Source organism: Paenibacillus cucumis (ex Kampfer et al. 2016) (assembly GCF_019748695.1).
GTDB lineage: Bacteria > Bacillota > Bacilli > Paenibacillales > Paenibacillaceae > Paenibacillus > Paenibacillus polysaccharolyticus.
In genome coordinates this window covers 78,153-101,318 of sequence record NZ_JACLIC010000023.1, presented here as the reverse complement: position 1 = coordinate 101,318, position 23,166 = coordinate 78,153, and the positions used below count along the sequence as shown (strand labels likewise).

Below are 23,166 nucleotides of genomic sequence, written 5' to 3'. Positions count from 1 at the left end.
ACACTTAGATTAAGAACTAACCTTAACCATAGCCGGACGAAGCACTTTATCTTTCAGCATGTAGCCTTTTTGAACTTCTTCCACAACGATGCCTTCTTCATGCTCATCGCTCTCCACTTGCATAATCGCTTGGTGGAATTCAGGATTAAACGGTTGTCCAACGGTTTCCATTGGAGTCAGTCCTTCGTTCGTCAGCACGGTTTCCAATTGACGCAAGATCATTTGAAATCCTTTGGCAAAAGATTCAGTCTCCGTACCTTCCGGTACAGTAGCCATAGCGCGCTCGAAATTATCCATAACTGGAACCAGTTCGGTGACCAGCTTCATCGAAGCGTATTTGGCAAGCTCTTCTTTTTCCTTCTGGGTGCGACGACGGAAGTTATCAAAATCAGCTTGCGCACGTACAAAACGTTGCTGCGTTTCCTCAGCCTCTGCTTTCAAACGTGACAACTCATTTTGCTCCTGATCCGTTATCTCCTCAGCCTGTGCTTCTGCAGCTGCAGCCTCATTGACCGGTTCCTGCTCAGCGGCTGTTACTTCTTGCTCTTCTGTGAATGATTGCTCCTCTTTCAAGATGTTCACCTCCTTATAAGAATGAATCGATGAATCGTAAATTCCCGTTGCTTATTTGAAGCGAGTCGTCAGCATCGTTGTAAGATCACGGGATAATGTATTTAGAATATGGATGACACGTGCATAATCCATGCGGGTTGGTCCCAGAATTCCAATGGAGCCAAGTGCTTCGCCGTCCAACGAATATGACGCTGTAATCAAGCTACAGTTCGCAAAGGCCTCATGATCATTCTCTGTACCAATTCGCACCTGAATCCCAGACCCGCCGGGCACTGGCATCATCAATTTCATTAATGTTGGTGTCTCATCTAACAAGTCTAGAATGTCCTTAACCTTTTCTACATCTCTGAACTCAGGTTGTGTCAACATATTGGTAGCGCCGCTGAGGAATAGACGATTGTCATGCTCATTGTCAAACGCGCTATTAAGTACCTGCATAACTTCCTCATAACGTGTAATGTGACGCTCCATCTCTTGGCCCAGCTCGGTATAAAGACGTGACTTCAGCTTGTAGATTGGTACGCCTACCAATTTGCTGTTTAACAGACGAACCACATTCTCCATCTCAGCAACCGAAATCTCGGGTGGGATCTGAACTGTCTTGTTTTCCACCTGACCGGTGTTCGTCACAATAATCGCTACAGCTTCATTTTCATTCAGCGGGAGCAACTGGAAGTGACGCAGTGAGGTGTGGAACACCTCAGGTCCAAGCAGAATCGAAGTATAATTGGTCATATGAGACAAAATGTTGGAAGCATGCTGAATAACCTGTTCCATAACATTCAGCTTCTCTGCAAAAAATGACTTTAGATCATCCAGTTCCTGTGGCTCCACCTGATTCCAGGGAACCAAATGGTCGACATAATATCGATAACCCTTATGAGAAGGTATACGTCCAGCCGAAGTATGCGGCTGTTCGAGAAAGCCCATTTCTTCAAGGTCGGCCATTTCATTACGAATCGTTGCCGGACTGTATCCAACATCTCCTCTTTTGGAGATACTTCGGGACCCTACGGGCTCAGCTGAACGGATATAGTCATCCACTATAGCGTTCAGAATCATTCGTTGACGCTCTGTTAACATGGTGAGTATTCCCTCCTTCTGACTGTACTGTCCCATGTCGTTAGCACTCCAGTTAGATGAGTGCTAATCGGTAATACAAAAATACCAAACTGACATGATCATTGTCAAGTCAGTTTGCGGAATGGGATCATCTATTTATAGTATAGGCCAATAACCTTCACTTATAACGTATATTATGCACCTTGATGCTGGATTTCTCGCTCCGCAGGATAATGTCTCAGACTGAAACGTGCCCCACCTAGCGGTGAGTCACTATACACCAAATCTGCATGGAGACGCGTTGCCAGTTGCTTGCTAATGGTTAGCCCCAATCCTGTCACACCATTATTTCCTGTGTAAAAACGACGGAAAATATGCTGTCCATCATGCTCATTCAAGCCTGGCCCATCATCATCGACATGAAAAATCCAGTCCGCGTGATCATCGCCAGAGAGTTCCAATGTTAATTTCACTTGCGTTTCGGTATGGCGCACAGCATTTTGCAACAAGTTTAGCAGAATCTGAAACAATTGCTCACCTGCTGTTTCCACGATGAACGAATTGGCTTTCGCTGTCAAATGTATTCCTCGCTGAAGCGCAGTTGGCATAAGCAGATACACTGCTTCTTCGGCCATGTTTTTCAGGTCAATGACTGCCACAGGCCATTCCTCATCCACAGTTTCCAGTCTGGAGAGCTGAATCAGTTTTCCAACCATGTCAATGAGGCGTTGCGACTGGGTAGCAATAATATCAAGTCCCTGATCCGTGGATACGACCTGATCCTGAATGGCATACACGTAACCTTGAATGGACATCAATGGTGTCTTAAGTTCATGGGATACATTTTGCAAAAACTCCAGCTGATGCCGGTGATGGTCATCAATTCTGTTACTCATTAATTGAAAGGTCTGGATCAATTCGCCGATTTCTGTATGGTCAGCCTGTAGGAATTGATCTCTGTCAGGCATGTTTGGCTCATACTTGTTAACAGCCTCTTTCAACCGATTGAGCGGCTGTACCGTTCGCCACACGGCGAATAATCCTATCAACAGAATGACAACAAAACTTGCGGCAATCGACAGAAGGGTTGTTCGAAACAACGGAATGTACATTGCCCTGAGTGACGATAGCGGAGAATACAAGATCACTCGAAACTGTTTATGTGACAACTCAGCCTCACTGTATAGGACCTTTTTTCCATTTAAAATCATATACCCTTCATGTGTACCTGGGAATCCTTCCAATTTCATCCCCACACGTCCCGCACTGCTTGAGGCAACAATTTTATCCTGCCCATCAATTACAAAATAGTCCGCATAAAAGAGAATATCTTTAATAAAAAAACGAAAACTGTCATTGTCCAGATCCTCCAGATCATCTACACGAATGATCTTGACAGCCTTCTTCGTTTGTCCATTTAATTGCTCTTTGACCTGATTGAGCAAAATATCATCAAAGAGGTGTATAAAAAACAGTACCGTAAACGCCACAGTAACCAGCATACTTGCAAACAAGGCGAGCAGCATTTTGCTGCGTATTGTCTTCATCGTGTATGTACAGCTGCTTTATAGCCGAACCCCCACACGGTATCAATGGTCAGTGTAGCTTGAACCTGTGCAAGCTTTTTACGAATCCGTTTCACGAGATCATCCACTACACGCACTTCACCGTAAAAATCATAATTCCAGACCTGCTGGATCAACTGTTCGCGGCTGAATGGACGATCCAGGTGTTGGGATAGAAATAACAAAAGCTCGTATTCCCTTCCGGTTAGCCCCAATTCTTCTCCACTAACATTGACACGTCGGAATTCTTCTGAAATCTGCACGTTGCCTATACTAAAATACGACCCTTCCTTAGGCTGATGCCGCTCCGCTTCTTTTAGTTCAATCCCTTGTGATAAACGACTGCTGTGTATCAAACGAAGCATACCTTTTACCCTCGCAACCAGCTCACGAGGATTGAAAGGTTTGCTCAGAAAATCGTTACATCCCAGTTCAAGCCCATTTAAACGATCAATTTCCTCTCCTCGAGCCGAGACCATAATAATGGGAATTTCAGTGAAGGTTCTCAGTTCCGTCAACAGTGTGAGCCCATCAACCCCTGGCATCATAATGTCGAGAATCAAACAGTCTGGCTTTCTCAAGCGCACTTCCCCGACCAGCTCTCTGCCGTGTGCATAGGAGGTCACTTCATATTGTTCCTTCTTCAAATAACCTGCAATAAGTTGCAAAATATACGGATCATCATCCACTACAAAAATATGCGGCATCGGCGTTCACCTCGGCATGAATATAACACTTCTGATATGTTTTTTATTAAATATATTACTACTAATGTAACAGAGTCTGTACTCAGATTCCAAACTTCCATGAATGGCCTAAATATAACGTTACAAACACCCGATTCAACATGAAAAAGACGGAGTTCCCCCTAAGAGAGCTCCGCCTGTGTACGCCGTATATCATAATGTCACTGATGCGTTAAATTATGGACTGGATCTGGTACAGTGAGGTCATCAGAGCACAACTTCTTATTTATGGGATGAGCTTGATTTTGCTGCCTCGTTTTTGTTTGTAACATTTGTTTTGGCTGGTGCTTTCGTAGCAGATGTTGCAGCTTTATGAGTTGTCACGGTAGCTGTTTTATGTGTTGCTGTTTTTGGAGTTGTTGTTTTCACTCCAGTTTTTGGCGAAGTTGCTTTGTGCGCTGCGATTTTGTGAGCGGCTTTTTTCGCTTTGTGTGCCGTTTGTTTTGCTTGATGCGCAGTAGCCTTTGCTGTTGCTGAAGCTTTGTGTGAAGCCTGTTTGGCGTTATGAGCCGCAGCTTTGGCTTTATGTGTCGTTGTTTTTGCTTTGTGTGTTACTGTTTTTGCTTTATGAGCAGTTTTTCTGCCCTTGTGATGCATTGCTGTTGTTTTATGAGAAGCCCTTTTTGCTTTGTGAGTCACTTTTGATTTGTGCACAACTTTTTTCGCTTTATGCTTCGCCACTTTTGCTTTATGAGCAGTCTTTTTGGCTTTATGCGTTACTTCGCTCGCTTTGTGAGTTGTTGTTTCCTTCTTGGTTGTAGCTGTTGTTTTGGAAGGGTCCGCTTTAGCTCCTGTCGTTTTTGTCGGCGCTACAGTGGATTTAGCTGCTGGAGTGGTTGTTGATTTTGTTGTTGTAGATTTGCTCGTTGAGCTAGCCGATGCTCCAGCTTTTTGTGTTTCAGACGGTTTTACGGAATTCACAACAGGCGTTGCGGCAAAAGCACTACCTGCTCCACCAATTACACTCATCGCTGTTACCAAAGCTGCTACATGTTTTGTCCATTTTTTCATGATCGGTCACCTCATTCTTAAGATTGAGCTATCTGCAATACTCCCTGCTTCGTACGTTGAAAACCTTGTTTTTATCCGTGTTCTTCAACTGTTCCACTGTGAAGTTTTTTGCAGATCGCTTATGTAAGTTCATCTTAACAAGAGGATGTGTGAGAATAATGGAATAAGTGTGTGAAAAGTATATGAAAAAAACGAGCACCAAAAAAAGACCACAAGCCCTTTGAAACCTTAGGTTTCTTGGGTTGTGATCTTTATCTTTTTATTCATATAAACGTATAACTACGCTGACACATTCAGTTCTTTTAGAACCGCAATCTCGTCACAGCAATCCTGCTTGCTGCAATGAACGCAGTCCGTCCATACTTTCTCAGGGAAGATTTCTTTTTCCACAACAGCAAAACCATTTTTCAGAAAAAAGGAAACTTCATACGTGAGAGCCATCACCTTTGGAATCTGTTGTCTCTCCGCCTCTTCTACAAGCCGGTCAAGTAGACGGGACCCGATGCCAAGCCCTTTATACCCCTCTGAAATGCCCAGTGATCTTACTTCCACCAGGTCATTGCCCAGACGACATAATGAGCCGCAGCCTACGACAACTCCATCCACCTCAGCCACAATAAAATGCTCCAGCTGTCGATGCAGTACTTCCCGTGAACGCGGAAGCATGATCCCACGCTCTGCATATCCCTTAATCATTTCAAACAGTGGTTCAACATCTTCCGGTACAGCTTTCCTGCATATAACCGACATCCAGCTCTCCTCCTATAACGACGCTTTCCGAGGAAAGCTAGCTTCGTAGTTGTTTAAATTAACACGCCCTGTAAAACAATATGAATAAATATACAACAGAGCGTATAGAATTTCAAGCTACGAATTTAGCGATATAGAGCCGATAAACTCCGCAAAAACGTCATTGCCGAACAGAATACCTTGTTCACTCAGTTTAAAGCCGTCTGCTGTCCGCTCAAGCAATCCTGCATGCAACATTTTGCCCAGCGGTTTCGCAAATACATCCTCCATGGATTCCCCGAACTGATTATGGAATCTTGAAGATGAAGCGCCCTCCAACATACGGAGTCCTACCATTAAGTAATCCTCCATCGCTTCCGCACGGCCAATCTCGAAATGATCCAAACGAGGCAGTCCCGCACGTGATGCTTCCACATAAGGATTAATCCCTTTAATGTTCATATGGCGTTCACGGCCCACATAACCATGTGCACCTGCACCAAGTCCGTAATAATCCTCATTACGCCAATAGGTGATATTATGACGGCTCTCGAAGCCAGGTTTGGCAAAGTTACTGATCTCATACTGTTCATAACCTGCTTCTTTCATGCGCTTCATTAATAGAAGATACATCTGCAACTCATCATCTTCATGCGGAAGAGGTAATTGATTTTTTTGGTACAGGGTATGGAAAAGTGTATTTTCTTCTACCTTCAGGCTATAGATTGAATAGTGTTTCAGATCCAGTTCCAGCGCTTTATCGATACTTTCATTCAACATCTCCACCGTCTGGTTTGGCAATCCAAACATCAGGTCAATCGACAGGTTATCCAGTCCCGCCTTACGTGCGTTCTCTAAACTGCGATATACATCATCTGTATTATGAATCCGGCCAATGCCCGTCAGCAGATCATTTTGAAAAGCCTGTACGCCAAAGCTGACACGGTTCACGCCGCCTTCTTTCATCGCGGCCAGCTTTTCGGCATCCGTCGTTCCCGGGTTGGCTTCCATCGAAAATTCAATATCGTCTGCCCAATTCGGGAAATAGGTTTTGACCGAACGCAGGAAATAAGCCATCTCGTCCGGTTTCAACGCGGTTGGCGTTCCGCCGCCGACAAAGATCGTTTTAATTTCGCCTGGCGGATTCGCCTTGACGGTATGCTCCATCTCCCGTTCCAGCGCCTCCAAGTATTGCATCACGGGCTGATCTTTCAGAACATAAGAATTAAAGTCACAGTAAAAACATTTATTTGTACAAAATGGAATGTGAAGGTACACCGCTTGGGGCGCACCTGTTTTCTGGTTGTGTGCTGCAAGTGTCACGGTAAGTCCCCCTTGATTTGAAAAAAGGAAAGCCAGTTGGCTTCCCTTTCAGCTAAAATGTTGATTTATATAAAGTGATCTAACAATTTACACATTCCACTCCAATGACAGAATAACCTTCCAATCGCTGTTATCCCCAGATTTTTTTGATTCCCTTTCCCAAAAGGGAAAAATCCGGTGATAAAGGCGAACGCTCCGCTTTTTCAGGTTTTTTCTGTCCTCTCCGTTAATGTGTAAAAATAGTTCACTTTATATAGTTTGATTACCAGTAATTCGATACGCACAATCTGTGATGTACCTAAAATTAAATTATTAGAATGCATTTTTAATACACACAATCTGTGATGTACCTAAAATGCATTATTAATGCATTCTCTGATACGCAAGATCTTGATGTACCCAGAGATTGCATTTTAATCATCAATTTTCAGTACCGCCATAAATGCCTCTTGTGGCACCTCAACGTTACCAACCTGCTTCATCCGCTTCTTACCTTCCTTCTGCTTCTCCAGCAGTTTCCGTTTCCGCGAGATGTCACCGCCGTAACACTTGGCAAGTACGTTTTTACGCATCGCTTTAACTGTTTCACGAGCCACAACCTTGGTGCCCACAGACGCCTGAATCGGTACTTCAAACATTTGCCGCGGAATCAGTTCGCGCAGTTTCTCACAGATGATACGGCCCCGATTGTATGCACGATCTCGGTGAACGATAAAGGACAAGGCATCGACTTGTTCGCCGTTAAGCAGGATGTCCATTTTCACCAGATTCGACTGGCGGTAACCGGACAGCTCATAGTCAAACGAAGCATAACCTTTGGTGCTTGATTTCAACTGGTCGAAGAAGTCATATACAATCTCGGACAACGGGATCTCATAGGTAATCGTAACCCGTGTTGTGTCCATATATTCCATATTGATAAATTCGCCACGTTTATTTTGGCACAATTCCATAATGGTTCCCACGTAATCATTCGGTACAATGATTGAAGCCTTCACATAAGGCTCTTCAACGTAATCAATCCGTCCTACCTCAGGGTAGTTGGATGGATTATCAATTTGAATCTGCTCGCCGTTAGTCAGCGTTACGTGGTAAATTACGCTTGGTGCTGTCGTGATCAACGGAATGTTGAACTCGCGCTCAATCCGTTCCTGAATAACGTCCATGTGCAACAATCCCAGGAATCCGCAACGGAATCCAAAGCCGAGCGCGCTGGAAGTCTCAGGCTCAAAGCTGAGCGATGCGTCGTTCAACTGCAGCTTCTCCAATGCCTCACGCAGATCCACATAGTCCGATGTCTCAATCGGATACAGACCGCAATATACCATTGGATTGATTTTACGATAACCGGGCAGTGGTTCAAGTGTCGGATTTTTCGCGTCAGTAACCGTGTCCCCGACTTGAGTATCGCCGACGTGACGGATACCCGCAACGATAAATCCTACATCCCCGACGTTCAGCTCGTCCACAATGGTCATGCGTGGCTTGAACGCTCCTACTTCGATGACTTCAAACGATTTGTTTGTTGCCATCATTTTGATTTTGGAACCCGCCTTGATTTTACCGTCAATAACACGCACATACACGATAACCCCTTTGTAAGGGTCATAGTGCGAGTCAAAAATCAGCGCTTTAAGCGGTTGATCCGGATCACCTACAGGTGCAGGCACACTCTGTACCACTTGCTCCAAAATCTCTTTGATCCCGATGCCGGCTTTGGCCGAAGCCAATACAGCATTGCTGGTATCCAGTCCGATAACATCTTCAACTTCCTGCTTCACCCGTTCAGGGTCAGCACTTGGCAAGTCAATTTTGTTGATAACCGGCAAAATCTCCAGATTGTTATCCAGCGCAAGATATACGTTAGCCAGCGTCTGCGCTTCGATCCCTTGAGCCGCGTCAACGACAAGCAACGCCCCTTCGCATGCAGCAAGACTACGTGATACCTCGTACGTAAAGTCTACGTGTCCAGGCGTATCAATGAGATTCAGTAGATACTCTTCACCGTCGTCCGCTTTGTAATTCAGGGCAACTGCTTGCAGTTTAATGGTGATTCCGCGTTCGCGTTCCAGATCCATCTGATCCAGTACTTGCTCCTGCATTTCACGTGATGTCAGCGCACCTGTGTACTCCAAGATCCGGTCCGCAAGTGTTGATTTACCGTGATCTATATGTGCAATAATTGAAAAGTTACGAATTTTACGTTGTCTTTCCCGAATGTCAGTCATTCCTTACCCCCAGAAACAGCCTAGTGTCAATCACTTCATTATAACAGTTGCTTCAAGGTGCATCAATCCCATGATGATTTAACTTTTATAATAAAGTTACTTGAAGAGTGCCCCGGAGGTTTAGTTTTCCTTTAATCCGTCCGCTTCTATTCATCTACTCCGCCAAAAAGAGAGACCACCCACTTGATGCCGCTGTTTGACAAGTTTTGCAGCAATCCAGCCGTTTTTTCCGCCAGCACATCCACCGGGGCCTTGTGCTGGTCTGCCCCAAGCACCTGGCTCGGGGTCTGGACAGGAACAAACGGCTTTTTAACCTCGGTCTGCACAGGCTCAGTGGATACAGTTGTATTTTTCTCAGGTGCGGTTTCTGTGGTCGCCACTACGGGGACACTTTCCACAGGGTTGTTATGCTGAAAACCACTGCCTGCCAGCTGCATGCCAAGCAATACACCAAGCAACATAAGCACACTGACAGACAGCATTTTTTTGCCAAATCTGGACATCTCGCAGATCTCCCTTCTTCTATAATTTATCCGCCCTTGGATACCGGTTTTGCGCTTGCTTTATCTACGTTCTGCTCGTCCCAATATACTTGCGCGATCATATCTGCCAGAATTTTGGACGTTCGTTTCAGCTCAGCTGCCGTATTGTCAATGCCACCGATTTCAATGAGAATGCTGTTCGGGGAAAGCGTTTGGTTATATTCTCCATTGTTGCCTCCTCCGCCATTCTTCCCCCACACCCCGCGGGACACTCCCGGATACTTCGCTTCCAGCTTTTTGTGAATTTTTGCAGCAAAGGCTTCATTTTTACGCCAATTCGGATTCTCATGCCCGATAATAAAATATACCTTGGCGTAACTCTGATCACCGATGGTGGTTGTCGTTTTTTTATGCCGCTGGGAATCGCGGTGAATATCAATTAGATAGGTCAGATCGTCATTCTGAGCAAGCGCCGCTTTGACAGTCTGTCTGGAATATTTATAGGAAAAGTTCCAATTGTAATCTTTGATTTTCGTTTGATAATCTTCCTTCGCATGCTCTACTCCGACGCCCAGCTTCTCCAAGCTATCCGATAGATAGGTTCCCACTTGAAAAACATTACCTGTCGCTTTACCGGAAGATGGATTGTCGCTATCCGTGCCTAGCAGTGGATTATATCCTTCACGCGGATGCGAGTGATAGATAAGGACGGATTTTCTCGTAATGGCCGGATTCCCCTTGTCTTGCCCATTCCCTTTTGCTGGTGGATCTTCATCGACTGTACCCTTTCCCGGATCATCCTCACTGGAAACGTCTGGATCATCCTTACCCGGAGGAACATGCAGTTCACTTCCTGGCTTACCTTCACCTGATGAGGCTGTTTCTGTCAGGCCTGGACCTGGCTGATAATCTTCAGGTGCTTCTGCCTTGGTATTGCCAGAGCCTGGTCTAAGCAGAACGGGCTGATTTGCACCCATGCCTGGCATTTCACGTGCGATTAAACTTTTGGGATCTTGAGGATTCACATTGGTGAGTAATTGAAACACAAAAGAAGTTAGATTTTCACCGGAAATTGCAGTGTTCTGTTCCTTTTGAGTGAGATGAGGCACTTCCATACCCAACATGTCCACAAAAAAGCGGCTTGAGACTGAACCTGCAAATCCTTTCATGGAAGAAACCGGGGAACTATTCAACCTTTTCTCCGCCATGCCTCCGAGCCCGAGTGCAACAAAAAAGAGGGCAGATATGATCATAAGCAGCAACAGTGTACGGCCCATGGCCAGCACATGCAGACATCTTTTTTTCCACTTACCAATGTTCCATGCCAATATCTTGTTCATTCTTATGTCTCCTTCCCTTGCAGAACAACTCTTATACTTCAACTCTATGAGAGTATTCAATTTGATAGAACAGGAAGTAGAAAGATAAAGTGAACAAAAAAAGAAAGTCCGATAGATTCGGACCTTCTTCTCCGTTCCATATTAGGGGATTCGCTCTAGTGTGTGTAAGCCGCAACGTTATCAGGGTTTACTGCTTCGTGAAGAGCCGCATTAAGTCCGGTTGCAATGACATTCGCTATGCCTTCAATGAACTCATCAATTTCTTTCGGAGTTACGATCAGGTCATGTCCGAGCGGTTCAAGCACTTCTTTTACCAGACTCAAACGATCCTCTTCACCGATGTCATCGAGCATACCCATGATTTGTTTTGTCTGATCGGTTTCCTGACGAAAGTGAGAACGCATCATTTCGATGACGTTGTTCACGATGGTCGAAGCATAACATACCGTTGGCACACCGATGGCAATGCAGGGAACACCCAGAATTTCCTTCGTTAATCCACGACGTTTGTTACCAATACCAGAACCAGGATGAATCCCGATATCAGCCACCTGAATCGTTGTATTCACTCGTTCAAGTGAGCGGGAAGCGAGCGCATCAATGGCGATAATGGCATCAGGACGGGTACGCTCAACAATGCCCTGCACAATGTCACTTGACTCGATTCCCGTTGTACCAAGCACACCCGGAGCAATAGCACTGACCTCACGATATCCAGGCGCCACCTGATCCGGTACCAATTCAAAATACTGCCGGGTAACCATCAAATTCTCTACAACCAACGGACCAAGAGAATCTGGAGTTACATTCAGGTTGCCGAGACCTACGATCAGTACCTTGGAATCCTTGCCGATGCCCGCCTTGGTCATAAACGCTTCCATTTCTCGTGTGAATTCGGCGGCTACCCGTTCCTGCAGTTCAGTATCTCCGTTGCGAAGGGAGGGCACCTCAAGTGTGACATAATGGCCTTTTACACGCCCTATGGCTTTCGCTGCTTCATCATTCAACACATCAATCCGTGTAATCGTAATGCCCTCTTTCTTATCTACATCCTCACGTAATCCGGGGATCGTCTGTTTCTGACTGCCTTGTGCCATTTCTTTGGAGTCAATGGCCAAATCGGTACGTACGGTATAATTTTGTAAATCCAGTGTCATCTGTGTCCCTGCCTCCCTTATTCCATTTGAGCATATTGTGTGGGAAAAAGGCGGGCTTTATGCAACATACCAAACAACGATGCAAAATCTGTTGCAATTTACATGCTAGCGTGATAGAATATTTTAAGTTGTGAAACGTTTGTATTCATGCGAATGCCTTACAGGAGGTGAATGTAATGCCAAACATCAAATCCGCTGTTAAACGCGTAAAAACGAGCGACAAGCGCCGCGCACTCAACGCTTCTCAGAAGTCTGCACTCCGCACAGCTGTTAAAGCTGCTGATGCTGCTCTGGTAAGCAACGAAGTTGACACTGCTAAAGCTGCGATTCAAGCTGCTTCCAAAAAGCTGGACAAGGCTGTAACTAAAGGTCTGGTTCACAAAAATGCAGCTGCACGCAAAAAGTCTCGCTTGGCGAAAAAACTGAACGCTCTTTCCGCACAAGCGTAAGAAGCGTTACTTATACGAACCAATGGAAAAATCCTGAACAGCATGGGCTTTCAGGATTTTTTAGCATCTGTTCCGCCAAGTAAAAGAACATACCATAAAAAAACAACCTGAACATCTCTGATCATATGTTGAAATATCAACAGATGGAGAACTCTCAGGTTGTTTTTTTTGTTTTTGCCTACGGCTATGCTCCAAGTCTTAACAAAAATAACTCCAGGCCAAGAACCTTATCCACGGCTCCTGTTTTCATCTGATAATCCAGCTCACTCAAGTGACTCAAAATCTTTCGCAACCGGTCAGCATCGAATTTCCGAGCCTGTTCCCCGGCAATTTTGATAGCGTACGGATGCAAGCCAAGTTGACTGGCGATCTGCTGCTGTGAGTAACTTTGTTGCCCAAGTTCCTTGACCTGAATCATAATACGGAACTGCCGCGCAATCAGCGCTGCAATCTTGATCGGTTCTTCACGTTGCTTCAAAAGTTCATAAAAGAGTGCAAGTGCTTTTTCTAACCTCAGATTAGCCAGTTCCTCCACAAGTGCAAATACGTTCTGCTCCGTGCTACGAGCCACCAGTGACTCGATATCTGCGCGGCGAATCGTTCCTCCGTTTCCTGCAAACAAACAAAGCTTATCCACTTCGGCAGATAACCCTTGCAGTCCCGTTCCAGCATAACTGATTAGCGTATCTGCTGCCCCAGCTTCAAAGGTTACCTCTCTCTGTTTCGCGAGTTTCACAATCCATTGGATCAATTCTTCTCCACTTAGCGGGGCAAAGGCCAACACAACCGCTTGTTTCTTGGCTGCTTTTACTAGTTTCTTCCGCTCATCCAACTTATCTCCTTGCGCCAAAAAAACGATCGTGCTGTAATCAGCGGGATTATCCATATATGTAATCAAGCGATCCACCTGATGCTCTATTTTGGATTCCTTTCCCGCGGTAAACAAACTGGTGTCCCTTACAATAATCAATTTGCGCGGAACGAGAAAGGGAACCGTCTCTGCTTCTTCCACAACAACCTCGATCGGTGTTTCGGAGAGATCATAGGGAATAACCGCAAAATCCTGATGCTCCTCTTCAATAACATGCGTTTTTAACATCTCTGTGAACTGCTGTATCTGGTACTTCTCCGTTCCATACAGCACATAGATTGGCGCAGTTTCTCCGCTGCGTATTGCCTTTGTTGCGCTTTTTACATCCATCCACCGTGCCTCCTTATCCCTTTTATCCTACCAGAAAATACACAAGACAACAAAGGGACCTTCATCCATGTATGGATAAAGGCCCACTGTTCTGCATCTATATAAACGCAGGCACAGCCATTCTAGAAATAGCTGGCGTGCGGTCATACGACGTCAGTTGTTAGATCAGAGATAGGACGTTCTTTAGTTAGATCCAGTATATGCTTGTTCATTAGAAAAGGTTCTCTCTAATTGCCCTGCAGAAACCTTATAATGGAGCTATTTCGCAGGTGATACATTAGATGAGGTACTGACTTTGAAGGTATCCTTTGTAGTCGCTCCGTCTTTGTCCATTTCATAATTGAACTGCTGGCTGTCTTTGGACCAACTTCCCGACTTTAACGTACCTTCTACACTCCGTTGCTCAATCAGATTCAGAACATCCGGATCATTCGCAGATTTCGCATAAATACTTAACTGGTCACCGAGTAGCATAACAACATAAGAACCATCCGGTGATTTCCATTCTTTTGTCCCTGTCGGTGCAGCGATTCCCTGTTCAGGAGCCATTAGTCCCTGCTGACCTCCAGTGGCACCCGATTCCGTTCCAGTTCCTGCATTGTCAGTTTCACTGCCTTGAGCCGGGGTATCCTGGTTTGGAATGATCGTTTGAGCCGAAAATGTCTCGTCGAGCTCATCGTTTGATTCGGACGCACTTCTTCCATCCTTGTCATTAGGAGTGGAGGCACTACCTTCACTTGTATCCGGCTTTTTCTGCTCCGTTCCCTGACCTGAATCCATGCTCTTCTGAGTATTACCAGAGTCAGAAGAAGGACTTGAATTTACCTCTTGCTTGCCTTTGTCTTGAGATGACGGCCCTTCTGTGGAAGGTTTTGCTGACTCTTGATCACCTGGAGCTTCTGGAGTTTTCAGTTCTGTTCCGTTGCTCTCGTCAGGTTGATCCGCATTCGGTTGCATTGAACCTTCCGTCACCGGATCATTTGACGAGTCAGGCACAATCGCACTGCCTTCTGCTTGGTTCCTTATGTCTCCTTGATCGCTTTTCAGATACATCCTCTGTGCAGACTGCTCTTCACTGTAGCTATCTTGCGGTGCCCCCGAGCTCATAAGCATCGAATCTGCATTCTCAATCTGCTCTGGCTGATATCCCCAGATGGCAAATCCCAATACAACAACCGCGGCCGCTGCACCCACAGACATCCGTCCCACCATCGAATTAAGCCATTTGGTTTTCGCTTTCTGCTCACTAGAACTTGAGCGCTTTAGACTCTCAAATGCCGCAGGGACAGGACTCATTTCTTGCACGGTACTGCTTTGTTCTTTTCGCGCTTCGTCAATCGCATCCAATTGAGGCATAATCGCATCAACCAGACTGAACTTCGGGCTTACTTGCGGCAAATCTTCCAGTTCCCTGGATAGAGCTCTGAGCATACTAAAATTTTCGGCGCACTCCGGACACTTGGCCACATGCTGTAGCATCTGCGTCGTTTCCGCCTCGCCCAGATCATGATCCAGATACCGGTGCATCCATTCCACCATCTCTTCGCATTTCATCCTGTCACACCACCTTTCTGATACTCCTGTAGTAGATTTTGTAACTGTTGTCTGGCTCTAAATAAGTAAGACTTTACCGTATTTAGCGGAAGATCGAGACAATCCGCAATTTCGTTATAGGATAAATCTTGCAAATATCTTAGAACAATGACGGTCCGATGATGCTCTGGCAACTTGTTGATCGCATCTTGAATGTCCTTGGCTACATAAGTAGACATCACTTCAAATTCTACATCCTGCTTATCCTGAAAAACCATTTCATGCTCATCTATGGACACCGATGGCTTGGTTCTTCTGAACTTGTCAATGCAGATATTCGTTACGATGCGTTGCACCCAGGTTTTGAACTGGGCTTTTTCTTCATAAGAATTAATCTTGGTGTAAATGCGGATCAACGCTTCCTGCGCAGCATCCAAGGCGTCCTGTTCATTATTTAGAATGTAATATGCGGTCCGATAGACGTGCTGTTCAATCTCCCGCAATAGGGTAATTAGAGCGTCGCGATCGCCCGATTGAGCGGCTCTGATGAGTTCCGGCTCTACCACAAAGGATCCCCCTCTCCCTGCAACCTTACTGACGTAATCATCGATAAAATTGTTGCAAAGTTAAGTATATTTTAATTTTCCATCACAAAATAACGGCATATGTATAAGGGCCGCCGAATCTTATCTTAGAATAACAGAAAATGCAAACGTAGTCATCAAACGTCTGACATCACGAATTCCAGTACTTACACGACTCAAAATAAATGCAACGGCATACATTATGGTTAAGTACTTTTAAAGGCCTAAAAATAAAAAAAGTCGAAATTTGTCCAAATTTAAGCTTTTTTTAATGCATTTTTCATGAAAATGGTGTATTGTAAATTTACATTCATAAGACGAGGTGATGAGCATGCCAGCTCTAGCGAAAATTCAACAATTAAAAGAACAAATGCCAAAGGAATATCAAAGCATTTCCCACTTTGTGGAGCACGCTTTGGAATCAATCGACACCCTGGTTGAGGAACATCGGAAATATGTAGCTGCGCAGGCGTTATACGGCGATAAAATCGTCGGATCGGAAGAACGCTTGTACAGAGAAACGGTACTGGATGTCAGAGCACAACTACTGGCGACACTCGAAAAAACCGTTGAAGACATTTTGCACAAAGGTGATAAACATTGGGATAAACATTTCAAGGACGGCGTGGAATAATTCACTATTCCCATTGTGGAATAATTCACTATTCCCATTTATATTCAGTAATCAGAACGAATATGAAAAAAGCCCTTTCTCTTAATTCTCTTTTGAAGAGAGTTATGGATAACAGGGCTTTTTCTTGTGTTATATTGTAAGTAGTTATACAAAAAGAACTAGACTTTAAAAAAATTAATAAATGGCTATCAACTTTCCACTGAGGAATCCTAAAGCTCTGACTCCTGCAGAACTTGCATAAACCCAAACTTCAATTTTTCCTTTTGAGCTTGCTTCTTGCGTAATACTGTTTGGATCTCCCCATGCCAGACGCGCTTGTGTAGTATTCATCCCTAGAGCTACTTCACCCGCAATGATTTTCTTCCATGTAGATGAAGACCAGTTGTATTTTTTATAGGGATCGTAAGAAAAGAATTGATCTGAATCTGCCAACATCTCCGTTACACTCGATGGAAACCCGCCTGCATAAGCAATAACGCTTTTACCCTTGGTATTACGGAAAACAATGGAGTAGCTTCGTTCATCATACTTCCCTTTTTCAATTTTAATATCGGTGATAGTCAATTTACTAAAGCGTTGCCCTAGGCTTGTATCACTATTAATCCAATAGGACTTGCCAATGAACCGGCTCAGATTTCCCAACTCTTTTTTCTTAATCAAAGCAAGCGTATCCTTCGACTCCACCACAAAAGCAGCATTTCCAACGAACACTTTGGCTTGTTTCAACTCAGTATCCCAATTTACCTGTATACGTGCCACTTGTTTTAAAAGTTCCGCAGGAAATACGGTTTGCCCGTTAATGGTCTGCACCTTACCTTTCATTGTGATCGCTTTATCGTTGAAATCTGCTACTGCACTTCCCTTTGTCAGTGTGATAAGGTCATTTCCCATCTGTATCTTGAAACGAACTCCCTGAACATCGATTTTGGCTCCTAGCATTTTGAAGACAGATTGTACAGGTAAATACACATTTCCGTTTAATAATTCAGCTCCTGTCAATTTCTGTTGAGAGTTAACGGTCAGTTGTGTATCGGAAGACTTATCCCCTATTTTCAGCATCACTTTTGTAGTTCCCATGCCTGTTGCTTTCAGCTTGCCTTCTGGCAGAATCAGAGCTACTTGCGACTGTTCCAACGTAATTTCACCAGGCAGAGGCGCACGTTTTGTTTTGAACCCGTTACTATAATTCTCCTGAACAGTAAGTGTGACTGTGTCTCCGATATTAGCTTCCTTGGTTGATGCCGTAAGCGTTACTTGATTCAGAGTCGGTGCCGATAGAGAAGTTAACTTCCCACTATGATATACAGCCCACGAGCCATCCTGTAACTGTGCATATAATTCGTCCAGATCAAGTGAATACACCATTCTGGATACATTGTTTAGTCCCGGTAACTGCTCACCCTTGTAATTGTCATTTCTGTCATAATTCCAGACTGTTCCATCCTTTTTCACCGCAAGTAGTTTATACTCGTTTCCCCACCAGATCAAAGATTGGACATCATTAGCAATCGTAATTTGCTCTTCCTGATACAACATATTGACAATAACTACCGAGTTGTCATCTTTTAATACTGCTGCAAAAACATTATTTGCTGCAATTGCGGTAGCGTTAGCTACATTTCCAGCTTTTCGAATTTTACTATATTTTGAATAATATATATCACCTGATGAAGACAAAATGGTGTCGGTGATGTCACTTCCATACGAATAGGAACTTACATCTAGAGCAGAATCCAGAACTTTCTCCTGATCTCTAAACTTATACAGGCTCCCATCCTGAAGCTGAACCCATCCATTACCATATACCTTATTAACTCCTTTGAATTGTTTGGTTGTTGGCAGATGAGGATTATTCATATCCCACATAATAACTTGATCATCCGCAGTCCAACCAAAAACAACTCCATTATATGATCCTGAGATTCCGATTAAATTATGATTTTGTGTCCACACTCCAGCAATACTTCCTTTTGACCACAAGGTTCCATCATTTAGCAGATAGTTATTACGGTCAAGAACAGAATGAATAGAACGATTCGACTCAGACGAAGCAAATGCTCCAGGTATCCCCATCAGAACACTAAGAACCAGAATCCCGATCCACAATGTAAACGTTCTAACTCGTGCTTTTTTGAATAGTAGCATTCCTATACGTTCCCTTCTCTCTATGTATCTAGTAAACTAAATTTTTCATTTGACCCCTCCTAAGCCAAGCCTAATACTATTCGGCAAAAATAACCAAATATCCTTCAAGTATCCTTCAGACTTTATGATTCCACTCTTATCTCGGAGCCAGCTTACACCGCACACTTATCTCCCCATCTTTCACGCTCATCTGCACCTCACCCATCCGGTCCGTCCGATAAATCCGGGAACCTACTGCTTCCAAACGTTTCATTACGTCTGGGTTGGGATGACCATAGGTATTGTTAACCCCTGCAGAGATCAGTGCAGATTTGGCATTCCAATACTGAAGCCATGCTTCTGAGGATGATGTCTTGCTACCATGGTGGGCGACCTTGAGTACATCTATAGATAGATGTGATTTTAGTCGCGGTACGGTCGCCAGCGAACCATCCTGAATGTCATACAGCACATCCTGTTCCGTTGCCGCTTCCATATCTCCGGTGAATAGCATAGACGTACCCGCCATCTCCAGCAAAAAAACAACCGACCCACCGTTCTGATTCTCAAGAACAGGCAGATCTCCTGTTGGATTAGGTCCACTCCGCTCTGGTGAGATAAAATATAAAGCCGTTTCTGAATCGGGCTTATAGATCATGCCCTGATGTGTAGCGAATAGTGGGATTTGGCGTTGCACCGCTGTGTCCAGCAACTGATCGAATTTCTCCTTTCCACTCGTCGTTCCGTTAAAGATGAAGCGTTTCACTGGAATTTGCTCCAGTACGGACTGAAGGCCACCGGCATGATCCTGATCCGCATGAGTCACAATGACAGCATCAAGCTGGTGAATGCCTCTCTTTTTTAATAAAGGAACAACAACTTTAGCTCCCACCTCATACGGATCACGCCTTGTTTTCCACGAGTGTTCGCTCCCCCCAAAATTAACCGTGCCTCCGCCATCTACAAGGATATGTTTGCCTTCTGGTGTTGTTATCAATGTACTGTCTCCCTGACCAATGTCCAGAAATTGAACTACACCTGTTCCCGCAGGACGTGGCGTCTGATATGCCCACCATAATCCTGCTACAAAACTGACGGCAAGCACACCACATAACCATCGCTTCGCTTGGCTCATGCGTACTTCGCTATAGAAGGCTGCACCTCTAGATGTAAATGCACTTGCATACTCAGGCCAGGCGATACTTGCGCCAAGAGTAGAGAGTGAACCATGATCTGATGTTGCTCTTCGAGTAGGCAAGGGATCGCGCGCTGAAAGTTGCAAGCGATTGTTCGCTTTCGCTGTGTAAAGTGATTGAGTGTCAACAGACCGTGAAGAATTGAAGCCTAATGCTAGTGTAGAGCCCCTTTGTGTAGCACCTCGTGAAGACATATCAAGTGGCGCTGTATCCTCTTCTGCAACATGAATATTTTGGGGTATCTCACCGCCGCTCCGCTGATAGAGCAAATAAAGCAACACATATAAAATCACATAATAGGTTGCAATCCATAATAAGGAAGGTGTAGGCCAGATCATCACAAAACCTGGCAAACTGTTCATCCATTCCACACTGAGAAAGGTAAGTTGATTCAACTGAATCGCAATCCATGCCAGAAGTTTCGCAAGCGGAAGCCACACAAATGATAGAATCATCGCAACCGTACCTAAGGGAAGCACTACAGCACTAATCAAAGATACCAGCAAAAAGTTGGCTGCAAAAGACAGCAACGAGAACTGATTGAAGTACAGAATCGTCACTGGAAAAGAAATCAGTTGCGCTGTTACCGTAACCGAAGCTGTCGCTGCCAGCGATTTGGGCCATTTGCTGAACAACCTGTTAATAAGCGGCATATAAATCATCAGTCCCGCCGTCACCAGAAAAGAGAGTTGAAAACTCACATTTAATAAAAAATAAGGATTCCACCAGAGCATGAGCAAAGCCGCTGCACTGATGATCTGAATACCATCTCTGGCCAATCCGCGTTTCGCCATATACAGACCGATCATCGACATCATACCTGCCCGAATGACCGATGGAGAACCGCCCGAGAGCAGTACATATGCTGGCACGAGAACCAGCACAATCGTTAGAGCTGTCTCTCTTGTTAATCTCAGCCATGATAAAAGCATGAGCAATGAAGCCACATACACTGCAACATGTGTACCCGAGATGGCGAGGATATGAGTTAATCCGAGCTGTGAGAATTGACCGTACGTACCTGGATCAATATCCTTCGCCATTCCGATGATCAGACCTTTCATGTAACCGGCATGCGGTTCAGGAAACAACCGATCTACCGCCGAACCGAGCAGTAGTCTTGCCGAATCTGTCCACCGTAGAATGTTTATTTTCCCCAGCCCTTCAGGAGACGAAGCATGAACCGAACTGGCCCCCTTCACTTTGACCATCCAATGGATATACTGCGTCCTTAGATAGCTACGATAGTCAAATCCCCCAAAATTCCTGGCTTCACCAGGAAGAACTATCGAGCCTGACAGTTTCAGCTTATCCCCTCGCTTCCAAGATGCTGCTGTATGCTGTTCCTGCTCTTCCATTAATCGGACTTGTACAATGACTCTTTCATTCATTTTGTCCGAAGTCGCTTGTGACTTTAGTGATTGCAAGGAAGGATCTGGCGAAGAATCTTGATTCTTGACTTCCTTATCTGTCTCTTCATACAGCCTAAGAGAAGAAACCTGCATCTCAAAACCTGCCCGATCCCCATCAACCTGCACATCCGATACAAGTTCCCCTTCAACTTGAACATCTAACCCATCAATTACGTCAGTAGATCGATGTAAATATGCTGGCAATGTACTATAATTACGAAAATCATTCCACTCCCACTGTATTAAACCACCTGCAAAAGCAATAACTAAAAGAAGAATCGACCACCCACGAATATTCATGAAACGAAGTAAGAGTGGAAGACATGCCATCGCCCCGACTACTCCCCAAAATAAAGTCCATCCCGTCAATAAACACGCCATGCCACTACCGCACAACCAAAAGATTGTAAAGCGAAGCAATGGTCTTCCTTTCATTCTGTCCCTCTCCCTTCTGCTCATCTCCAAGGCAATAAATACACAAAAAACCCCCGAAGCCCATTCAGGCTAGCCGGAGGTTCTTCCCCATACGTATGAAACTAATTAATATTGAAAATAAAAGATATCCCAGGTGTCATCTGTTCTGACATGATCTGAATCATTTAACCTGTTCTATATAAGTTCTTGCTAATTGCTTACGGTCATCATAGTCTCCCGTGGAGGCTGGTAATTCTCCAGTCTACGGAACGAAATGCCTTTCTGATGCATCATATTTTTTACTTTACTCGTATCTTTGGGATATGAGCGATGAAATACAATCTCCGTAACACCACTGTTCGCCAGCATGTTGGCACATGTCCAGCAAGGCTCATCGGTTACATATACAGAGGAACCTTCGCGGTCAATCCGATCCGTGAATAAAAGCAAATTCTGCTCCGCATGGATGGTACGAATACAGCGTTGCTTTTTAACCATTTCTTCCTGTCCGTCCGTGACTACAAGTTCATATTCTTCCGATATCATGCAGCCTGCCTCAGAGCAATCCGCCACTCCCATCGGTGCTCCGTTATAGGCAGTACCCAGCAACTTTTTCCCTTGAACCAGCACAGCTCCTACGTGCCGGCGCGGACAACGGGAACGTGTCGATACCATATAAGCAATGTCCATAAAATACGTATCCCAGTCCTTGCGAAGCTCTGTTGCACTCATGCCGTTTTCTCCTCTCGCCTTGAACCTATTACTATTATGCTGAACTTTTAACGAATCTGTACATAGGGAGCCATCTTCTCCAGCATCTTCATGCCTATGCCCTTCACCTTGGTAAGATCGCTAACTTTGGCAAAAGGACCATGCGCATTGCGATAATCCACAATGGCCTGAGCTTTCTTCTGTCCAATCCCCGGAAGCTCCGTGAGTTTGTTGACAGGTGCAGTATTCACATCGATCTTACCGTGATCTGCCGTCTCACTGGTTGTTTCGTCAGCTGGTTTAGATGTTGCTTCTGCTTCAGATACAGATGAACGGCTTTCATTCACCTGGGCCTGTGGTTGAGCTGGTGCATTGCCTGACACAGCAGGAGCAACATTAGGCTCCCGAACCTTCGACTCCTGTGCTGGAGCTGCGTCGTCCAATTGTCTACCGCTCACCCCATCTTTAGGCGCAGCATCAGCTACATTCTCGGGAACCAAAGCAGCCGACTGTATCGCAGAAGAATTCTGCTCACTTGTCGGCTGATTGGAGCCGAGCTGCATCGGTTCCCAGCCGCTAGGTGGCTGTTCACTTTTGCCCGACCATAATATTAGTACACATCCAACCACTGCTGCAGCAATGGACAACGCTTTGTTCCGTCTCATCTTCCGCACACTCCCTCATATTCAAAA

At 44.9% G+C, this 23,166-nt stretch carries 20 protein-coding genes; 2 read left to right on the top strand and 18 right to left on the bottom strand.

What is annotated here, in order from left to right:
- Nucleotides 1–9: 9 nt before the first annotated feature.
- From grpE to gpr, 11 genes are all read right to left on the bottom strand, one after another.
- Nucleotides 10–582: a nucleotide exchange factor GrpE gene (grpE, locus tag H7T88_RS13745; protein ID WP_312027621.1), complete on the bottom strand. Its 573-nt coding sequence runs from the start codon at nucleotides 580–582 to the stop codon at nucleotides 10–12.
- 42 nt (nucleotides 583–624) lie between these two features.
- Entirely contained in the window at nucleotides 625–1,656 is a 1,032-nt protein-coding gene (gene hrcA, locus H7T88_RS13740; protein ID WP_090914795.1) for a heat-inducible transcriptional repressor HrcA, read from the bottom strand.
- Between the two features lie 173 nt (nucleotides 1,657–1,829).
- Nucleotides 1,830–3,182, bottom strand: coding sequence for a sensor histidine kinase (locus H7T88_RS13735; protein WP_221788915.1), 1,353 nt, complete (start codon nucleotides 3,180–3,182; stop codon nucleotides 1,830–1,832).
- Nucleotides 3,179–3,907 (bottom strand): response regulator transcription factor, encoded by a 729-nt coding sequence (locus H7T88_RS13730; RefSeq protein ID WP_221788914.1) that lies wholly within the window; start codon nucleotides 3,905–3,907, stop codon nucleotides 3,179–3,181. Before H7T88_RS13730 ends, H7T88_RS13735 begins: the two co-directional genes overlap by 4 nt.
- A 261-nt stretch (nucleotides 3,908–4,168) precedes the next feature.
- Nucleotides 4,169–4,957 carry a hypothetical protein gene (locus H7T88_RS13725; RefSeq protein WP_221788913.1) on the bottom strand — a complete coding sequence of 263 codons (789 nt, stop codon included), beginning with the start codon at nucleotides 4,955–4,957 and terminating at the stop codon, nucleotides 4,169–4,171.
- Nucleotides 4,958–5,236: 279 nt separating this feature from the next.
- Nucleotides 5,237–5,707, bottom strand: coding sequence for an N-acetyltransferase (locus H7T88_RS13720; RefSeq protein ID WP_090914803.1), 471 nt, complete (start codon nucleotides 5,705–5,707; stop codon nucleotides 5,237–5,239).
- Nucleotides 5,708–5,824: 117 nt separating this feature from the next.
- Nucleotides 5,825–7,009: a radical SAM family heme chaperone HemW gene (hemW, locus tag H7T88_RS13715; protein WP_145332173.1), complete on the bottom strand. Its 1,185-nt coding sequence runs from the start codon at nucleotides 7,007–7,009 to the stop codon at nucleotides 5,825–5,827.
- Between the two features lie 413 nt (nucleotides 7,010–7,422).
- Nucleotides 7,423–9,237 carry a translation elongation factor 4 gene (gene lepA, locus H7T88_RS13710; protein WP_090914807.1) on the bottom strand — a complete coding sequence of 605 codons (1,815 nt, stop codon included), beginning with the start codon at nucleotides 9,235–9,237 and terminating at the stop codon, nucleotides 7,423–7,425.
- Between the two features lie 146 nt (nucleotides 9,238–9,383).
- Nucleotides 9,384–9,740, bottom strand: coding sequence for a DUF3679 domain-containing protein (locus H7T88_RS13705; RefSeq protein WP_090914809.1), 357 nt, complete (start codon nucleotides 9,738–9,740; stop codon nucleotides 9,384–9,386).
- Between the two features lie 26 nt (nucleotides 9,741–9,766).
- Complete coding sequence (locus tag H7T88_RS13700) at nucleotides 9,767–11,059, bottom strand: stage II sporulation protein P (protein WP_221788912.1); 1,293 nt, start codon at nucleotides 11,057–11,059, stop codon at nucleotides 9,767–9,769.
- 155 nt (nucleotides 11,060–11,214) lie between these two features.
- On the bottom strand, nucleotides 11,215–12,216 hold the full coding sequence (gpr, locus tag H7T88_RS13695) for a GPR endopeptidase (RefSeq protein WP_154887994.1): 1,002 nt from the start codon (nucleotides 12,214–12,216) through the stop codon (nucleotides 11,215–11,217).
- Between the two features lie 176 nt (nucleotides 12,217–12,392).
- On the opposite strand from gpr, the gene rpsT reads away from it, so the two are divergent.
- Nucleotides 12,393–12,665 (top strand): 30S ribosomal protein S20, encoded by a 273-nt coding sequence (gene rpsT / locus H7T88_RS13690; protein ID WP_024628504.1) that lies wholly within the window; start codon nucleotides 12,393–12,395, stop codon nucleotides 12,663–12,665.
- 184 nt (nucleotides 12,666–12,849) lie between these two features.
- Here the strand turns inward: rpsT and holA are convergent, their stop codons facing one another.
- The 3 genes from holA to H7T88_RS13675 form a co-directional block, all read right to left on the bottom strand.
- Entirely contained in the window at nucleotides 12,850–13,866 is a 1,017-nt protein-coding gene (holA, locus tag H7T88_RS13685; RefSeq protein ID WP_090914819.1) for a DNA polymerase III subunit delta, read from the bottom strand.
- 258 nt (nucleotides 13,867–14,124) lie between these two features.
- A complete protein-coding gene (locus H7T88_RS13680) occupies nucleotides 14,125–15,420 on the bottom strand; it encodes a zf-HC2 domain-containing protein (RefSeq protein ID WP_221788911.1) in 1,296 nt (431 codons plus the stop codon).
- Nucleotides 15,417–15,965: an RNA polymerase sigma factor gene (locus H7T88_RS13675; RefSeq protein ID WP_090914823.1), complete on the bottom strand. Its 549-nt coding sequence runs from the start codon at nucleotides 15,963–15,965 to the stop codon at nucleotides 15,417–15,419. The genes H7T88_RS13680 and H7T88_RS13675 overlap by 4 nt, the downstream gene beginning before the upstream one ends.
- 349 nt (nucleotides 15,966–16,314) lie before the next feature.
- On the opposite strand from H7T88_RS13675, the gene H7T88_RS13670 reads away from it, so the two are divergent.
- A complete protein-coding gene (locus tag H7T88_RS13670; RefSeq protein WP_090914824.1) occupies nucleotides 16,315–16,617 on the top strand; it encodes a hypothetical protein in 303 nt (100 codons plus the stop codon).
- A gap of 174 nt (nucleotides 16,618–16,791) precedes the next feature.
- Here the strand turns inward: H7T88_RS13670 and H7T88_RS13665 are convergent, their stop codons facing one another.
- From H7T88_RS13665 to H7T88_RS13650, 4 genes are all read right to left on the bottom strand, one after another.
- Complete coding sequence (locus tag H7T88_RS13665) at nucleotides 16,792–18,762, bottom strand: copper amine oxidase N-terminal domain-containing protein (protein ID WP_221788910.1); 1,971 nt, start codon at nucleotides 18,760–18,762, stop codon at nucleotides 16,792–16,794.
- Between the two features lie 136 nt (nucleotides 18,763–18,898).
- Entirely contained in the window at nucleotides 18,899–21,784 is a 2,886-nt protein-coding gene (locus tag H7T88_RS13660; protein ID WP_221788909.1) for a ComEC/Rec2 family competence protein, read from the bottom strand.
- Between the two features lie 189 nt (nucleotides 21,785–21,973).
- Complete coding sequence (locus tag H7T88_RS13655; RefSeq protein WP_090914912.1) at nucleotides 21,974–22,495, bottom strand: deoxycytidylate deaminase; 522 nt, start codon at nucleotides 22,493–22,495, stop codon at nucleotides 21,974–21,976.
- A 47-nt stretch (nucleotides 22,496–22,542) separates the two neighbouring features.
- Nucleotides 22,543–23,139, bottom strand: coding sequence for a ComEA family DNA-binding protein (locus H7T88_RS13650; RefSeq protein ID WP_260510904.1), 597 nt, complete (start codon nucleotides 23,137–23,139; stop codon nucleotides 22,543–22,545).
- Nucleotides 23,140–23,166 lie beyond the last annotated feature (27 nt).

What these genes read in the sequence shown, in the direction of transcription:
- hrcA (WP_090914795.1), bottom strand. Translation starts at nt 1,656, where the DNA reads ATGTTAACAGAGCGTCAACGAATGATTCTGAACGCTATAGTGGATGAC.
- H7T88_RS13735 (WP_221788915.1), bottom strand. Translation starts at nt 3,182, where the DNA reads ATGAAGACAATACGCAGCAAAATGCTGCTCGCCTTGTTTGCAAGTATG.
- H7T88_RS13730 (WP_221788914.1), bottom strand. Translation starts at nt 3,907, where the DNA reads ATGCCGCATATTTTTGTAGTGGATGATGATCCGTATATTTTGCAACTT.
- H7T88_RS13725 (WP_221788913.1), bottom strand. Translation starts at nt 4,957, where the DNA reads ATGAAAAAATGGACAAAACATGTAGCAGCTTTGGTAACAGCGATGAGT.
- H7T88_RS13720 (WP_090914803.1), bottom strand. Translation starts at nt 5,707, where the DNA reads ATGTCGGTTATATGCAGGAAAGCTGTACCGGAAGATGTTGAACCACTG.
- lepA (WP_090914807.1), bottom strand. Translation starts at nt 9,237, where the DNA reads ATGACTGACATTCGGGAAAGACAACGTAAAATTCGTAACTTTTCAATT.
- H7T88_RS13705 (WP_090914809.1), bottom strand. Translation starts at nt 9,740, where the DNA reads ATGTCCAGATTTGGCAAAAAAATGCTGTCTGTCAGTGTGCTTATGTTG.
- H7T88_RS13700 (WP_221788912.1), bottom strand. Translation starts at nt 11,059, where the DNA reads ATGAACAAGATATTGGCATGGAACATTGGTAAGTGGAAAAAAAGATGT.
- gpr (WP_154887994.1), bottom strand. Translation starts at nt 12,216, where the DNA reads ATGACACTGGATTTACAAAATTATACCGTACGTACCGATTTGGCCATT.
- rpsT (WP_024628504.1), top strand. Translation starts at nt 12,393, where the DNA reads ATGCCAAACATCAAATCCGCTGTTAAACGCGTAAAAACGAGCGACAAG.
- holA (WP_090914819.1), bottom strand. Translation starts at nt 13,866, where the DNA reads ATGGATGTAAAAAGCGCAACAAAGGCAATACGCAGCGGAGAAACTGCG.
- H7T88_RS13680 (WP_221788911.1), bottom strand. Translation starts at nt 15,420, where the DNA reads ATGAAATGCGAAGAGATGGTGGAATGGATGCACCGGTATCTGGATCAT.
- H7T88_RS13670 (WP_090914824.1), top strand. Translation starts at nt 16,315, where the DNA reads ATGCCAGCTCTAGCGAAAATTCAACAATTAAAAGAACAAATGCCAAAG.
- H7T88_RS13665 (WP_221788910.1), bottom strand. Translation starts at nt 18,762, where the DNA reads ATGCTACTATTCAAAAAAGCACGAGTTAGAACGTTTACATTGTGGATC.
- H7T88_RS13660 (WP_221788909.1), bottom strand. Translation starts at nt 21,784, where the DNA reads ATGAAAGGAAGACCATTGCTTCGCTTTACAATCTTTTGGTTGTGCGGT.
- H7T88_RS13655 (WP_090914912.1), bottom strand. Translation starts at nt 22,495, where the DNA reads ATGAGTGCAACAGAGCTTCGCAAGGACTGGGATACGTATTTTATGGAC.
- H7T88_RS13650 (WP_260510904.1), bottom strand. Translation starts at nt 23,139, where the DNA reads ATGAGACGGAACAAAGCGTTGTCCATTGCTGCAGCAGTGGTTGGATGT.